At 69.3% G+C, this 14,769-nt stretch carries 13 protein-coding genes and 1 pseudogene; 12 read left to right on the top strand and 2 right to left on the bottom strand.

The annotated features are described in order from the left end of the window. Positions 1–22: 22 nt before the first annotated feature. Entirely contained in the window at positions 23–571 is a 549-nt protein-coding gene (locus tag ASG52_RS16885; RefSeq protein WP_353612495.1) for a hypothetical protein, read from the bottom strand. 86 nt (positions 572–657) lie between these two features. Here ASG52_RS16885 and ASG52_RS16880 point away from each other — a divergent pair, with 86 nt between their 5' ends. The 6 genes and pseudogenes from ASG52_RS16880 (at position 658) to ASG52_RS26525 (ending at position 4,971) form a co-directional block, all read left to right on the top strand. Further along, complete coding sequence (locus ASG52_RS16880; protein WP_056245655.1) at positions 658–1,086, top strand: LexA family protein; 429 nt, start codon at positions 658–660, stop codon at positions 1,084–1,086. Next, positions 1,083–2,375, top strand: a complete 1,293-nt coding sequence (locus ASG52_RS16875) for a Y-family DNA polymerase (protein WP_056245652.1) — start codon at positions 1,083–1,085, stop codon at positions 2,373–2,375. Before ASG52_RS16880 ends, ASG52_RS16875 begins: the two co-directional genes overlap by 4 nt. A gap of 191 nt (positions 2,376–2,566) precedes the next feature. Next, positions 2,567–3,118 carry a metallophosphoesterase gene (locus tag ASG52_RS16870; protein ID WP_056245649.1) on the top strand — a complete coding sequence of 184 codons (552 nt, stop codon included), beginning with the start codon at positions 2,567–2,569 and terminating at the stop codon, positions 3,116–3,118. Next, positions 3,115–3,303, top strand: coding sequence for a hypothetical protein (locus ASG52_RS28415; RefSeq protein WP_286159079.1), 189 nt, complete (start codon positions 3,115–3,117; stop codon positions 3,301–3,303). The genes ASG52_RS16870 and ASG52_RS28415 overlap by 4 nt, the downstream gene beginning before the upstream one ends. Positions 3,304–3,315: 12 nt before the next feature. Beyond that, a pseudogene (locus ASG52_RS16865) lies at positions 3,316–3,921 on the top strand (metallophosphoesterase family protein); the annotation flags it as partial. A 106-nt stretch (positions 3,922–4,027) separates the two neighbouring features. Continuing rightward, positions 4,028–4,971 (top strand): IS630 family transposase gene (locus tag ASG52_RS26525; protein ID WP_156384002.1). Its coding sequence is split into 2 segments (ribosomal slippage): positions 4,028–4,364 and positions 4,364–4,971, totalling 945 coding nucleotides; the frame shifts between segments, so codons are not numbered across the junction. 40 nt (positions 4,972–5,011) lie between these two features. Here the strand turns inward: ASG52_RS26525 and ASG52_RS16850 are convergent. Further along, entirely contained in the window at positions 5,012–6,349 is a 1,338-nt protein-coding gene (locus ASG52_RS16850) for an IS701 family transposase (RefSeq protein WP_056245630.1), read from the bottom strand. Between the two features lie 250 nt (positions 6,350–6,599). Here ASG52_RS16850 and ASG52_RS16845 point away from each other — a divergent pair, with 250 nt between their 5' ends. The 6 genes from ASG52_RS16845 to ASG52_RS16820 all read left to right on the top strand — a co-directional run bounded on the left by ASG52_RS16845 (position 6,600) and on the right by ASG52_RS16820 (position 14,464). Continuing rightward, positions 6,600–9,320, top strand: coding sequence for a valine--tRNA ligase (locus ASG52_RS16845; RefSeq protein ID WP_056245627.1), 2,721 nt, complete (start codon positions 6,600–6,602; stop codon positions 9,318–9,320). Then, a complete protein-coding gene (locus tag ASG52_RS16840; RefSeq protein WP_056245624.1) occupies positions 9,317–10,036 on the top strand; it encodes a DUF2459 domain-containing protein in 720 nt (239 codons plus the stop codon). Before ASG52_RS16845 ends, ASG52_RS16840 begins: the two co-directional genes overlap by 4 nt. Before the next feature lie 120 nt (positions 10,037–10,156). Beyond that, the gene (locus tag ASG52_RS16835) at positions 10,157–11,680 is read left to right on the top strand and encodes a Do family serine endopeptidase (protein ID WP_056245621.1); all 1,524 of its coding nucleotides are present in this window, start codon (positions 10,157–10,159) and stop codon (positions 11,678–11,680) included. 347 nt (positions 11,681–12,027) lie between these two features. Beyond that, a complete protein-coding gene (locus ASG52_RS16830; protein WP_056245618.1) occupies positions 12,028–12,468 on the top strand; it encodes a hypothetical protein in 441 nt (146 codons plus the stop codon). 80 nt (positions 12,469–12,548) lie between these two features. Continuing rightward, positions 12,549–13,628, top strand: a complete 1,080-nt coding sequence (locus ASG52_RS16825; protein ID WP_056245615.1) for a tartrate dehydrogenase — start codon at positions 12,549–12,551, stop codon at positions 13,626–13,628. An 11-nt stretch (positions 13,629–13,639) separates the two neighbouring features. Then, positions 13,640–14,464 carry a 3-oxoadipate:acetyl-CoA acetyltransferase gene (locus ASG52_RS16820; protein WP_056245613.1) on the top strand — a complete coding sequence of 275 codons (825 nt, stop codon included), beginning with the start codon at positions 13,640–13,642 and terminating at the stop codon, positions 14,462–14,464. Positions 14,465–14,769 lie beyond the last annotated feature (305 nt).

Raw genomic sequence — 14,769 nt, 5'->3', positions numbered from 1 at the left:
TGTGATCCGTCCATATGGGCGGCTACTCGACCTTAAGGCGCTTGGCGGCCGCCGGGCACAGGAGCTTGAACTGTTCCACCAAGGGCGGCATGCCCGAGGCGCATGATGTGTCGGCATCGGGCCCGAGCGGAAAGCGGGCCTTGCCGCCCTGGCGGTCGCCGTAACGATAGCTCACCGTCCCGGACCGGCAGTTCGCCTCGGCGGTCATCGTGGCCCGGCCTTCGCTGCGCAGGTACTTCGCGACACACTGGGCCGTCGTGAGCTTGCCGCCGTACTGCTTGGTTTCGCCACCCGGGTCGCGCTCGCAGTATTCCTGAAGGTCGGCCTTCGTGACGATGCCCTGGACGGTGGCCCGCGCCGTTTCGATGCCGTCGCGCTCGACCACCGTGCCGTTCCACCCCTTGCAGGACGCAAGCGGGAAGTCCCCGGCCGCCCAGGCATGGCCGGCGCCGAGCGCCACGGCGGCAAGTCCGATCCAACGCATGTCGCACCCCGTGTTCCGGTCCCGCACGCCGCCTGCGCCAAGGAACGTTTGCAAGGCTTGCGACGCCTTATCCACGGCAATCCACAAAGGCGTGTCGTCGCAAGCTCGGCCGCTTGCGGCAGGTTGAACCTTCGTGTTCCTATTTTGTTCTAAAGCGGATTCGGAGGTCCACCATGCAGGTCAGCGGCATCGTAGTCGGGTTGCCCACACCCATCCCGATGCTCGCCAAGGCCGTTCGAGCCGGCTTCCCGAGCCCGGCCGACGACTTCGTCGAGGAGGAGATCGACCTCCAGCGGCTGCTGATCACCAATCGGCCGGCGACCTTCCTGGTACGGGTATCGGGCGACAGCATGCTGCTTGCCCGACTGTTCGACGGCGACCTCGCGGTGGTGGACCGGTCCCTGACCCCGCGCAACGGCGACGTGGTGGTGGTCGACGTGGACGGCGAGCGCAGCTTCAAGGTCTGGTCCCGGCGCGGGCCGAGGGTGATCCTCTCCTTCGCCAACCCCCGCTTCCCGGAATACCGCCTCGCCCCGGACGCCGTAGTCGAGGTCTGGGGCGTCGTCTCCGGCTCGATCAACCCGAGGCGCCGCGCGGAATGACCGGTGGCCGGGCCTACGCGCTGTCGGACGGCAACTCGTTCTACTGCTCCTGCGAGCGGGTCTTCGACGCGCGCCTGGCCCGGCTGCCGGTCATCGTGCTCAGCAACAACGACGGATGCGCCATCGCCCGCACGATTGAGGCCAAGGCGCTCGGCATCCGCATGGGCGAGCCCTTCTTCAAGATCCGTGACATGTGCCGGGTCCGGGGCGTGCGGGTCTACTCCTCGAACTACGCCCTCTACGGGGACATGAGCGCCCGCGTGAACGAGGTCTACCGGCGCTTCTCGCCGCGCATCGAGGTCTACTCCATCGACGAGAGCTTCCTGGACCTCTCCGACGTGAGGGAACGGGAGAGGGTGGCGCTCGCCCGGGACATGCGCGAGACCGTGCGCGCCTGGACGGGCATCCCGACATGCGTCGGAATCGGGGCCACCAAGACGCTCGCCAAGCTGGCCAACCACGTCGCCAAGAAGGTGCCCGAGCTCGGCGGGGTCTGCGACCTGACCGACCCGGTCCAATACGACCACTGGATGGTCCGCATCCCGCCCGGCGACATCTGGGGGGTCGGGCCGGCGAACGCGCGGAAGCTGGAGGCGCTGGGCTGCGAGAGCGTCGCCGACGTGCGCGACCTCGACACCCGGGCGGCGCGCAAGGCCATGACGGTGGTCGGGGAGCGGCTGGTTCAGGAACTTCGTGGGGTGGCATGCCTCGACCTGGAGGAGGTCGCCTTGACCAGAAAGGGCTGCGCCGTCACCCGGAGCTTCTCCGACCGCGTCGAGGATCTCGCGACGATGGAGCAGGCTGTCGCCACCCATGCCGCCAGGCTGGGCGAGAAGCTGCGCGCCGGCGGGCTCGGGACCGACCATGTCACGATCTTCTTCCACACATCGGAGCATGACCGCGGCCGGCCGCAGCGGTCAGTCTCGACGGTGGTGACCCTGCCGGAGGCGTCGAACGACACCCTGGTGCTGGTGAGGGCGGCGACTTTCGGCGTGCGGAAGGTCTGGCGGGACGGATACCGCTACTCCAAGGCCGGCCTCGTCACGACCGACTTGGTGCCGCTGGCGAACTCGCAGCGGGCCTTCCCGGGACTGGGGCAACTCGACCGCGAGCACGGCGCCGCGCTGATGCAGGCGCTGGACGCCTGCAACCGTCGTTTTGGGCGTGGCGCCGTCGTCCCGGGGACAGCCGGTTTTGCTCCCAAGCGCGCGTGGTCGACGAAGTTCGAGATGCGCTCGCCCCGCTACACCACCAGGGTCGACGAGGTGCCCGTGGTGCTGGCGGCCTAGCCGAAGGGCCGACCTCGACGTTCCGGTCGTTGTGGATCCCTGTCCGCCGCACTTGCCCGACCGCCCCGGCCAGGACACGGTCGTCCCCCCCCCCCACGGAGCCAACGCCATGATACCCGCCGCCGAGCCCCCGTCCGCCTGATCCCCGGAGTGCCGCCGCGTGCCGAGCCTCCGCAACCCGCGAGGCTCGCATGTCACGACAGGTCTTTGTTTCCGACACCCATTTCGGTCACCGCGCGATCCTGTCGCCCGGGATGCAGGCCCCCCGTCCGTTCGCCTCCATCGAAGAGCACGACGAGACGTTGATCGCGAACTGGAACGCCGTCGTCCGGCCGGATGACACGGTCTGGCACCTGGGCGATTTCTGCTACCGCTGCGGCGAGGACTACGCTCGCTCCGTCTTCGGTCGCCTTCGTGGCAAGTGTCGCTTCCTGGTTCGCGGCAACCATGATCGGATCGGCGCGCGACTGCCCTGGGACGGCGCCTTCGATGTCGCCCGGGCCGTCGTCCCGGGAGCTGACGGGGTCCCCCAGGGCGTATGGCTGAGCCACTACGCCCACCGCGTTTGGCCGCGCATGCACCGCGGCGACCTGCACTTCTTCGGGCACTCGCACGGCACGCTGCCGGGCACCGCCGCCAGCACGGATGTCGGCGTCGATTGCTTCGGCTTCCGGCCCGTCACCATCGACGAGATCCGCGTCCGCCTCGCAGAGAACGCCCAGGCCGAGGGAAGCGTGTCATGACCGCGTCCCGACTCTGGGTCTTCAGCGACCTACACCAGGACTGGCCGGATAACGCCTGGGATCTGGCCGCCCACGCGCCGCCGGGTGGCTTCGACGTGGCGGTGGTCGCCGGCGACGTGCACATGCCGCTGATGCGCGCCCTGGACTGGCTCGGCGAACGCTTACCCGGCGTGCCGGTCGTCTAGGTTCCGGGCAACCATGACTTTTGGTGGGACCGCGGCGAGGAGCGCTACACCATACACGACCAGCTCGCCCGGGGACGAAACCGTGCCGCCGCGCTCGGCATCCACCTGCTGCTTGACGACGCCGTCCTGATCTACGGCGTTCGCTTCCTGGGTGGCACCCTCTGGACCGACTTCCAGATGGGCTCCTTTTCGCAGACGCACGCCTTCCGCACCGCCCAGGGCCGTGACGGCATGGTGGACTACCGCCGCATCCGCACCGGGCCGCGCTCACGCGACCGGATCGAGCCTGAGGAGGTCCTTGGCATGCACCGCGCGACCCGTGCCTTCCTGGACGCCGAGTTCGCCCGCCCGCACGATGGCCGGACCCCGGTGGTAACCCACCACGCCCCGCACCCGGGCAGCCTGGCGGACCGGCACGCTCACCTCGCCTGGTGCGACGCCTCCGACCTGACGGCGCTGATCGAGGCGGGCGGCCCGGACCTGTGGGTTCATGGCCACGTACACCAGCACGTCGACTACCAGATCGGTCGTACCCGCGTCGTCTGCAATGCCAGGGGGCATGTCGAGGAGCGGACGGATTTCATCCCCGGCCTCGTCATCGAGCCTGGCTTCGGCTGACTGCGCCACGGTTAGAGCGTTTTCGGTTTGGACTGATTCGGGTGGCTGGGGTTCACGGACAGGCGATGGACTGATTCACTGATCGCTCTGAGGGGAGGAGCGACGGATGGGACGACCCTACAGCCTGGACCTGCGGGAACGGGTGGTGGAAGCTGCCGCAACGTCCTCGCGCCGACAGGCGGCGGCGCGTTATGGGGTGGGCGTCGCGACCTCGATCCGCTGGATGGCCGCGCTTACGACGACCGGGACGGTCGCTCCCCGTCTGCAGGGACGGGCGCGCCGCTCGAAGCTCGATCCGCACGAGGCCTTCCTGCGCGGTCTGATCGACGAGCAGGCCGACATCACCCTGGAGGAGATGCGCGTCCGGCTTCGTGATGAGCACGATCTCGCGGTCGGGCTCGGGACCCTGTGGAGTTTCCTCGACGCACGCGACCTCACCTACAAAAAAAGACAGCCCACGCCGCCGAGCAGGAGCGGCCGGACGTGAAGGCCGCCCGCGAGGCTTGGTTCGAGGGCCAGATCGACCTCGATCCGGCCCGCCTCGTGTTCCTCGACGAGACTTGGACCTCGACCAACATGGCCCGCCTACGCGGACGCTCTCGCCGCGGCGAGCGGCTACGCTCGCCCGTGCCGCATGGCCACTGGAAGACCACGACGCTGGTGGCGGGCCTGCGCCTGTCGGGAATCGCCGCGCCGTTCGTGCTCGACGGGCCGATCAACCGGAACGCCTTCCAGGCTTACGTCGACCGCGTCTTGGTGCCCGAACTCATCCCCGGCGACGTCGTCATCATGGACAACCTCGGCAGCCACAAGGGACCGGGCGTGCGGGCGGCGATCGAAGCGGCAGGCGCGCGCCTGCTGTTCCTTCCGCCCTACAGCCCCGACTTCAACCCGATCGAGATGGCCTTCTCCAAACTGAAGGCCCTCTTGCGCAAGGCGGCCGAACGCACCGTCGAGGGACTGTGGTCGGCCATCGGCCGCCTCGTCGACCTCATCACGCCAGACGAGTGTGCCAACTTCTTCGCCGCAGCAGGATACGAACCAGATTAAACCGAAAACGCTCTAGTACTACAGCCGGGTTTTGCGCGGCTCACGCTTTTTGATTGGTCGTTTGGCCATTCGGGTCCGCCGTCGCCAATGGGCGCGTCTTGCCCGCTGCTGATGGCGTCGTCGCCAGACGGACCAGCGCAGGATCGCGGCGGTGTCGGGCGGAGGCAGGCCGACGAGAGCGGCCAGCAGGCGTCGGATCTCGGGCACGGTCAGGGGCAGCAGATCCGCGGCGAGGTTTGTCGTGACCACGCCCCCCGATAGCCGCCCGGCGCAGGGCGGCGAGGTAGGCGTGGGCGAGCATCGCCAAGGTGACGTGCCGGTGCCAGCCGGGATACGAGCGCACCTCGTACTGGTCGAGCCCGACCTCGCCCTTGGCCTGCTCGAAGTTGCTCTCGATCGTCCAGCGCCAGCCGGCGATCCGTACGAGGTCGCAGAGCGGTGTGCCTGCTGGTGCGTGGGTCAGGTAGAAGGTCGGCTCGTCCGGATCGGTCAGTGAACGACGGACCAGAAGCGCGCACTGGAAGCCTTGCGCGGCCCCGCGATAGGGGAGACAGGCCCAGTCGTACAAACGCGGTCCCTTGGCACCGTCACCCGCGCTCAGGCGCTGCCAGAGAGGCGGGGCGTTCCCAGGCCGCGCGTCGACCTGATCGGCAAACCACTCTGTCACGGGGCGCATGGCCAGTCGCTGACCCGATGTGACGGTCAGGACGTAACCAACCCGGTGATCTTCCGCCCAACGGCGGATGGCGCGGTCGCCCCCGTAGACGCTGTCGCCCGCGATCCAGGCAAACGGCAGTTCGGCCGCGCGCGCCCGCTCCAGCATGCCAAGGCCGAGCGCTGGCTTGGTCTCGAACGCAACCGCGTCCGGCACGTGCGCGGCGCGGCAGCGCGCACGGTCGTCCGTCCAGGACTTGGGCAGGTAGAGCGCCCGGTCGATCAGGGCATGGCCGTGCCGTCCGGCATAGCCCAGGAACACCCCGACCTGCGCGTTCTCGATCCGTCCGGCCGTGCCGGTGTACTGCCGTTGCACGCCAGCCGACTTGATCCCTTTCTTCAAGAAGCCGGTCTCATCGAGCACGAGCACAGCGTTCGGATCGCCCAGGTGATCGGCCACGTAGCTCTGTAGGTCGTCGCGCACGGCGTCCGCGTCCCAGCGCACCCGGCTCAGGAACTCCTGGACCCCATCGGGCGTAGCATCGCCCGCCGCTTCCGCCAGTTGCCAGCCGTTCTTGCGCTCGACCGGCGCCAGGAGGCCGCGCAGGTAAGCCTCGACCCGTCGGCGCGGCTCGGCCCGCCCGAACCGGCTGCCAATCCGCTCCAGCACCTCGTCAAAACTCTGCGCCCAGCCCGCTGCATCCGCTCCCATCAGCCGCCTCATGGCCTACCTCCGCCATGACAACGCACAAAACCCGGCTGTAGTACTAGNCGTCAAAACTCTGCGCCCAGCCCGCTGCATCCGCTCCCATCAGCCGCCTCATGGCCTACCTCCGCCATGACAACGCACAAAACCCGGCTGTAGTACTAGCCCGTTGGGCTAGGTTTGGGTGCCCGCACGAGGTTGACGGCACCAGGGCCGCGGGCCGATAGCGGCGGCAGCTTTTTCCGCCGTCGAAACGCCCGCTCCGCCCATGATGGACAAGACCTTCGATCCCGCCGCCGTCGAGGCGCGCGTCTCCGCGGCTTGGGAACAGGCGGACGCCTTCAGGGCCGGCCGCCCCGAGCGCGCGGGCGCCGAGCCCTATTGCATCATGATCCCGCCGCCGAACGTGACGGGCTCGCTGCATATGGGCCACGCCCTCAACAACACGATTCAGGACATCCTGGCCCGGTTCGAGCGGATGCGCGGGCGCGACGTGCTGTGGCAGCCCGGCATGGACCATGCCGGCATCGCCACGCAGATGGTGGTCGAGCGCAAGCTCGCCGAGACCGGGCAGCCGGATCGCCGGACCTTGGGGCGCGAAGAGTTCCTGCGCCGGGTCTGGGCCTGGAAGGAAGAATCCGGCGGCACCATCATCGGCCAGCTCAAGCGGCTCGGCGCCTCCTGCGATTGGTCGCGGGAGCGCTTCACCATGGACGAGGGCCTGTCGCGCGCCGTCCTCAAGACCTTCGTGGATCTCCACGCGCAGGGGCTGATCTACCGCGACAAGCGCCTCGTGAACTGGGACCCGAAGTTCCAGACCGCGATCTCCGACCTCGAAGTCCAGCAGATCGAGACCAAGGGCCATCTCTGGCACTTCGACTATCCGGTCGTGGACAAGGCCGGAAACGAGACCGGCGACATCATCACGGTCGCGACCACCCGCCCCGAGACCATGCTCGGCGACACCGCCGTCGCGGTCCACCCGGAAGACGAGCGCTACGCCGCGCTCGTCGGAAAGCGCGTCCGCCTGCCGCTCGTCGGCCGCCTGATCCCCATCGTCGCCGACAGCTACTCCGATCCGGAGAAGGGCACCGGCGCGGTCAAGATCACGCCTGCCCACGACTTCAACGACTTCGAGGTCGGCCGCCGCGCTGGGGTCGCGGCCATCAACATCCTCGACCCCGAGGCGCGCATCCAGATCGCCGGCAACGCCGCCTTCCTCGATAGCGCGGCACCTGAGGACGCCGCGATGGCGCTGGACGGCCTGGAGCGGGAGAAGGCGCGCAAGCAGGTCGTCGCCCTGATGGAGGAGCGCGGGCGCCTGCGCGCTATCGAGCCCAACACCCACGCGGTGCCACACGGCGACCGCTCCGGCGTCGTGATCGAGCCCTATCTCACCGACCAGTGGTACGTGAACGTCAAGCCGCTGGCCGAGCGTGCGCTCCAGGCGGTGCGCGACGGGCAGACCAAGTTCGTCCCCGAGAACTACGAAAAGATCTTCTTCCAGTGGCTGGAGAACATCGAGCCGTGGTGCATCTCGCGCCAGCTCTGGTGGGGCCACCAGATCCCAGTCTGGTACGACGACCAGGGCAATTGGTTCGTGGCCGGTAGCGAGGCGGAGGCGCTTGCGCAGGCTGAGGCCAAGCACGGCCGCCCGGTCGCGTTGACCCGCGACCCCGACGTCCTCGACACGTGGTTCTCCTCGGCGCTCTGGCCGTTCTCGACGCTCGGCTGGCCCGACGCCACGTCTGAGCTCGCCCGGTTCTACCCGACCAACACCCTGGTGACCGGCAAGGACATCATCTTCTTCTGGGTCGCCCGGATGATGATGATGGGCCTCCAGCTCACCGACCGCGCGCCCTTCGACACCGTCTACCTGCACACCCTCGTCCGCGACGAGAAGGGTGCCAAGATGTCGAAGTCGAAGGGCAACGTGGTCGATCCGGTCGATCTGATCGACCGCTTCGGCGCCGACGCGCTCCGCTTCACGCTCGCCGCGCTCGCAGCCCCCGGCCGCGACATCAAGCTCGGGCCACAGCGCGTCGAGACCTATCGCAACTTCGCGACGAAGCTCTGGAACGCCGCGCGCTTCGCCGAGCTGAACTGCTGCGCGCTCCGAGCCGACTTCCGCCCCGAGGCCGTCAAGGAGACGCTGAACCGCTGGGCGCTCACCGAGGCCGCCAAGGCGGTCGCCGAGGTCGCCCAGGGCATCACGGTCTATCGCTTCAACGACGCGGCGGCGGCCGCCTACCGCTTCGTCTGGAACGTGTTCTGCGACTGGTATCTCGAGCTGGCGAAGCCCGTGCTCCAGGGCGAGGGCGTCGATCCGGTGGCGCGCGCCGAGACGCAGGCCACCGTCGCCTTCCTGATCGACCAGATCGCCAAGCTGCTGCACCCGTTCATGCCCTTCCTCACGGAGGAGCTGTGGGCGATCAAGGGCGAGGCGCTGCCCGGGAACCGCAGCCTGCTCGCGCTCGAATCCTGGCCCGACCTGTCGGGCCTCGCGGATGCCGAGGCCGAGGCCGAGATCGGGTGGTTGGTCGATCTCATCTCCGAAGTCCGTTCGGCCCGCTCCGAGACCAGCGTGCCCGCCGGCGCCCAGGTGCCGCTGGTGATGGTCGCGGCCGACGCCACCGTGCGCGCCCGCCTCGACCGCTGGAGCGAGACGCTGGTGCGCCTCGCCCGCCTGTCCGAGATCGGACACGCGGATGCGCCGCCGAAGAACTCAGTGCAGCTCCTCGTGCGCGGCAGCGTCGCCGCCCTGCCGCTGGAGGGCATCGTCGATCTCGGCGCGGAAGTCGCCCGCCTGAAGAAGGAAGGCGGCAAGGCCAGGTCCGAGATCGCCAAGCTCGACGGCAAGCTCAACAACGCCGACTTCATCGCCCGCGCGCCGGAAGAGGTGGTGGACGAGCAGCGCGAGCGCCGCGAGGCCGAGGCCGCGCGGCTGGCCAAGATCGAGGAAGCGCTCGCCCGCCTCACCGACGCGTGAGGCGGCTCGGCCGCGTCCTCGCCGGATTCCTCGTCGCGCTCGTCGCCCTGGTGGGGTTGAGCGCGGTGTGGACGGCGAGGCCCGGCGATCCGGCGCTTTACCCAACGAACGAGTCCGAGGCCGAGACGGTGCTCCTCGTCAGCCACGGCTGGCATTCCGGGATCGTGCTGAGCCGCGAGAGCGTGACGGGGGAGGGGGCGGGCAGCGCCTTGCGCAACGTCTCCACCCGCTTCCGCGACTTTTCGCAGCTCGAATTCGGCTGGGGCGAAGCCCGTTTCTACCGGGCGACGCCGACGCTCGCGGCCTTCGACTGGCGCCTCGCGCTCAGCGCGCTGTTCACCCCCGGCGGCAGCGACGGCGTGATCCAGGTGGTCGGCCTGGAGCGCCCCGCCCGCGACTCGTTTCCGAGCGCCGACATCGTGCCGGTCCGCGTTTCCCGCGGCGGCCTCGCCCGGCTGCTCGCCCGCCTGGAGGCGAGCTTCAAACTTACAGAAAATCAGCCGGTCGATCTCGGCCCCGGCCTCTACGGGCCGAGCCTGTTCTATGAGGCCAACGGCCGCTTCTCGTACAGCAACGTCTGCAACCACTGGGCCGCGGACCTGCTCGACGCGGCGGGCGTGCCGACGACGCCCGTGCTCGACACGCACCCGCTCGGCCTGCTGGCGGACCTGCGCTGGCGAGCCGGCGTGGAGCCGCTGGCACGCCTCGCGGAATGATCCGCCACCTGTCCAAACCGTAACCTTCGCGCCACCCCGGCGTCAGGCGCGCCTCCCTAGAACCGCATCCACGGCCTGCCGCTGCGACGGTCGGCCAAGAGTTTTCGGAGAGACCCGTCCATGACCCTGACCGTTCGCCGCCGCGCCCTCGCCTCCGTCGCCGCGGCCGCCCTCGTCGCGGGGGGCGCCGCCGGCTTCGGCCTCACCCCGCCCGCGACCCCGGCCTACGCCCAGGCCCTGCCGCAGACGCCGATTACCGCGCCCCAGCACCCGCCGGGTTCGTTCGCCGACGTGGTGGACAAGGTGAAGCCCGGCGTCGTCGCCGTGAAGGTGAAGCTCAACGCCGACGCCAGCGACGACGATGACACCCCCGGCAACGGCAACCTCCAGCAGGTGCCGCCGCAGCTGCGCGAGTTCTTCAAGCGCTTCGGCCAGGGCGGCGGACAGAACGGGCCGCAGGGCCGCAATGCCCCGCAGCAGCGCGGCGAGCGCGGCGCGGTCGGCTCCGGCTTCATCATCTCCGGCGACGGCTACGTGGTCACCAACAACCACGTCGTCGACAAGGCCAAGACCGTTCAGGTGACGCTCGACGACAGCCGCACCCTCGACGCGAAGGTGATCGGCAAGGACCCGAAGACCGACCTCGCGCTCCTCAAGATCACCGAGGGCGGCACCTACCCCTACGTCCAGTTCGGCAAGGGAGCCCCGCGCGTCGGCGATTGGGTGGTGGCGATCGGCAACCCGTTCGGCCTCGGCGGCACGGTGACGGCCGGCATCGTCTCGGCCCGCGGTCGCGACATCGGCGCCGGCCCCTACGACGACTTCCTGCAGATCGACGCGCCGATCAACAAGGGCAATTCCGGAGGGCCCACCTTCAACGTCAACGGCGAGGTCGTGGGCGTGAACACCGCGATCGCCTCGCCGTCCGGCGGTTCGGTCGGCCTCGCCTTTGCGATCCCCGCCGAGACGGTCCAGGCGGTGGTCGATCAGCTCCGCACCGACGGCAAGGTGGTGCGCGGCTATCTCGGCGTGCAGGTCCAGCCGGTGACGAAGGACATCGCCGACGGGCTGGGCCTCGACAAGGCCAAGGGCGCGCTGGTCGATCACGCCGAGAACGGCACGCCCGCCGCCAAGGCTGGCCTGAAGTCCGGCGACGTGATCGAGTCGGTCAACGGCACGCCGGTCAACGACGCCAAGGAGCTGTCGCGCAAGATCGCCGGCCTCAAGCCCGGCACGGCCGTGAAGCTCGCCTACCTGCGCAACGGCAAGAACGACGTTGCCACGGTCGAACTCGGCACGTTGCCGACCGACGGCAAGGTCGCGAGCCGCAGCAGCGACGACGACGCGACCAGCGGCCAGCCGCGGCTGGGCCTCAGCCTCGCCCCGGCGGGCGATGTCGGCCTCGGCGGCGACGGCGTCGCCGTGATGGAGGTCGATCCCTCCGGCCCGGCCGCGGCCAAGGGCATCGAGCAGGGCGACGTGATCCTGGATGTCGCCGGCACCAGCGTTTCGAAGCCCTCCGACGTGCAGGCGCAGATCAAGGCGGCGCAGGCCAACGGCCGCAAGGCGGTGCTGATGCGCGTGAAGAGCGCCAAGGGCCAGACCCGCTTCGTGGCTGTGGCCCTGACCACCAAGGAGGGCTGACCTCCGACCCGGCGGGATCAGCGACGGTCCCGCCGCATACCCTTGTGTTTTCCTCCTCCCGACTTCCGCCCGCTCTTCGGAGCGGGCGTTTCTTTGCTACGGGATAGGGGAGCCGCCTTCCGGGTCTGCCATAGGGTGGCGAACCCAGTCGTCGCCTGCGATTTCGATCGATCGCCGCAGGGACGGATCGTCGTCGATCCGCCGACACGGCTCCAACGCATCGGCCCCGACACCCCACGCGTGTCGTTGCGCACGCCTCTTGCTTGGGAGACCGGAACCCGCGGCATTCCGAACACTTCGGTTCTCGTCGCGGCCGACGTGCCGCCCTGCCGAGAGCGAGGATCGAGATGACGACCCTTCACCGGACCCTCCTCGGCGGACTTCTGGCATTCGGCGTGCTGGCTGTAGCGCCGGCCGAGGCGCGGCCCGGCTGGGTTTCCGGCACCTGGGTCTATGCCGACCTCTGCACGAGCCCCGAGGACGGGGCGCAGGCGGGGCGGCGCATCACTCTCAAGCGCTCGCCCAACGGCGACGGCCTGATCTACGAGGGCGCGGGGCTTCGGGTGCCGGTCCTCACCACGGTGACGGTGGACGACGCCACCAAGGACGTCGCCTTCCGGGTCGAGACCGAGGCCGGGCTGGTCAGCTTCCACGGCACCGCCGGACCGGAAGCTCTGGTCGGCACCCTCGACAGCGCCGCGGGTTCGCAACCCGTGCGCTTGAAGCGCGTCCTGCGCTCGCGCGCCCACGAGGCCTGCCCCGGCGAGACGACAGGCTCGATCAACTGATACCGCTTCTTCGCTCCCGGCATTGACGCCGGGGCCCCGCGGCGTGACTGAGACCGAAAGGTCGCGCCGCGGAGGACGCATTGACGGACGGCAAGCGCAGCTATCGGATCGCGATCATCCCCGGTGACGGCATCGGCAAGGAGGTCGTGCCGGAGGGCGTGCGCGTGCTGGAGCGGGTGGCCCGGCGACACGGCTTCGAGCTGCACCAGGACTGGTTCGACTTCGCTTCCTGCGACTATTACGAGGCCCACGGGCGGATGATGCCCGAGGACTGGAAAGCGCAGATCGGCTCGCACGACGCGATCTATTTCGGCGCGGTCGGCATGCCGGACCGGGTGCCCGACCACATCTCGCTGTGGGGCTCGCTGATCCTGTTCCGACGCGAGTTCGATCAGTACGTCAACCTGCGCCCCGTGCGTCTGATGCCGGGGGTGAAGAGCCCGCTCGCCGGCCGCGAGCCCGGCGACATCGATTTCTGGGTGGTCCGCGAGAACACCGAGGGCGAATATTCCAACGCGGGCGGCCGGATGTTTCCCGGCACGGATCGCGAGTTCGCGGTGCAGGAATCAATCTTCACCCGCCACGGCACCGATCGCATCCTGCGCTTCGCCTTCGAACTCGCGCAGAGACGGCCGAAGCGGCATCTGACCTCGGCGACGAAGTCCAACGGCATCTCGATCACCATGCCGTTCTGGGACGAGCGCGTGCGCGCCGTGGCCGAGAGCTACCCGGACGTGCGTTGGGACCAGTACCACATCGACATCCTGACCGCGCATTTCGTGCTGAACCCCGACCGGTTCGACGTGGTGGTGGCCTCCAACCTCTTCGGCGACATCCTCTCCGATCTCGGGCCGGCCTGCACCGGCACCATCGGCATCGCGCCGTCGGGGAACATCAATCCCGAGCGCAGGCATCCGTCGGTTTTCGAGCCGGTCCACGGCTCGGCCCCCGACATCGCCGGCCAGGGGCTGGCCAACCCGATCGGCCAGATCTGGTCCGGGGCGATGATGCTGGAGCATCTCGGCGAGCGCGAAGCCGCGGCCGAGATCGTCTCGGCGATCGAGCGGGTGCTCGCGGAAAAAACCCTGCGCACACGCGACCTCGGCGGCAACGCCGACACCGCGGCCTGCGGTAAGGCCGTCGAAGAGGCCTTGGGTTAGGAGCGCCGATCATGCGGCCCGTCGTCGTCACGGTGGCGATCACCGGCTCGGTCGCCCGCAAGGCCGACAACCCGACCGTGCCGATCACCCCGGCCGAGCAGATCGAATCGACGCAGGCTGCCTACGAGGCGGGCGCGGCCTTGGCCCACATCCACGTGCGCGAGGACGACGGGACGCCCTCGCACGATCCCGACCGCTTCGCCCGCGTGCAGGAGGGCATCCGCCGCCACTGCCCCGGCATGATCGTGCAGTTCTCGTCGAGCGGCGCCGAGCCGGACGCGGAGCTTCGCGGCGACTGTCTCGCCCACCGCCCGGACATGGCCTCGCTCACCACCGGCTCGACCAACTTCGCCGGCGGCGTCTACCAGAACCCGGCCCCCCTCTACACCGCGCTGGCCGAGCGAATGCGGGCGAACGGCGTGCGGCCGGAGATCGAGGTGTTCGATCTTTCGCACCTCCACAACGCCCGCCGCCTGATCGATTCCGGCCTCGCCGACGCGCGCACCCATATCCAGTTCGTGCTCGGCATCGCGGACGCGATGCCGGCAGACCCGCACTGCCTCGACCTGCTTCTCGCCGAAACCCGACGCCTCCTGCCACAGGCCACCTGGGGCGCCTTCGGCATCGGCCGCTTCCAGAGCGAGGCGGTCCGTTGGGCGCTGGCCCGCGGCGCCACCGGCATCCGCACGGGGCTGGAGGACAACATCCGCCTCTCGAAGACCGAACTCGCCGACGGCAACGCCGCGCTCGTGCGCCTCGCCGTGGCAATCTGCGCCGAACACGGCGCCCGCCCGGCGACGCCGGACGAGGCGCGGGCGATGCTGCATTTGAAGTGAAGCCGCTCGCTCCGTCGTGGCCCTAACTCGTTTCCACCCACCTCATCCTGAGGTGCGTAGCGAAGCGAAGCCTCGAAGGAGGGCGCCAGTTCGCTCGGCGATCCCAGAAGCCCTCCTTCGAGGCCGCTCCTCAGGATGAGGGCGAGAGAGGGAAAAACGCTGAACCGAGGTCGCAGCGATCCCGAAAAACCCCCCGCCCAAATCCCCGGACCGGTCCTCACACCGTCCTGAGCACTCGAGCGATTCGCGGAACGGTTTGTCGGCACCGGCCGTTGCGAGGCCGGTTTCGGCGCTGTGGGCAGCGT

The organism is Methylobacterium sp. Leaf456 (assembly GCF_001425465.1).
GTDB lineage: Bacteria > Pseudomonadota > Alphaproteobacteria > Rhizobiales > Beijerinckiaceae > Methylobacterium.
The sequence above is the reverse complement of the archived record's forward strand: the minus strand, read 5'-3'. Positions and strand labels throughout refer to the sequence as shown.

Coding starts and splice junctions, on each gene's coding strand:
- ASG52_RS16835 (WP_056245621.1), top strand. CDS start 10,157: ATGACCCTGACCGTTCGCCGCCGCGCCCTCGCCTCCGTCGCCGCGGCC.
- ASG52_RS16870 (WP_056245649.1), top strand. CDS start 2,567: ATGTCACGACAGGTCTTTGTTTCCGACACCCATTTCGGTCACCGCGCG.
- ASG52_RS16845 (WP_056245627.1), top strand. CDS start 6,600: ATGATGGACAAGACCTTCGATCCCGCCGCCGTCGAGGCGCGCGTCTCC.
- ASG52_RS16850 (WP_056245630.1), bottom strand. CDS start 6,349: ATGAGGCGGCTGATGGGAGCGGATGCAGCGGGCTGGGCGCAGAGTTTT.
- ASG52_RS16820 (WP_056245613.1), top strand. CDS start 13,640: ATGCGGCCCGTCGTCGTCACGGTGGCGATCACCGGCTCGGTCGCCCGC.
- ASG52_RS16830 (WP_056245618.1), top strand. CDS start 12,028: ATGACGACCCTTCACCGGACCCTCCTCGGCGGACTTCTGGCATTCGGC.
- ASG52_RS28415 (WP_286159079.1), top strand. CDS start 3,115: ATGACCGCGTCCCGACTCTGGGTCTTCAGCGACCTACACCAGGACTGG.
- ASG52_RS16875 (WP_056245652.1), top strand. CDS start 1,083: ATGACCGGTGGCCGGGCCTACGCGCTGTCGGACGGCAACTCGTTCTAC.
- ASG52_RS16880 (WP_056245655.1), top strand. CDS start 658: ATGCAGGTCAGCGGCATCGTAGTCGGGTTGCCCACACCCATCCCGATG.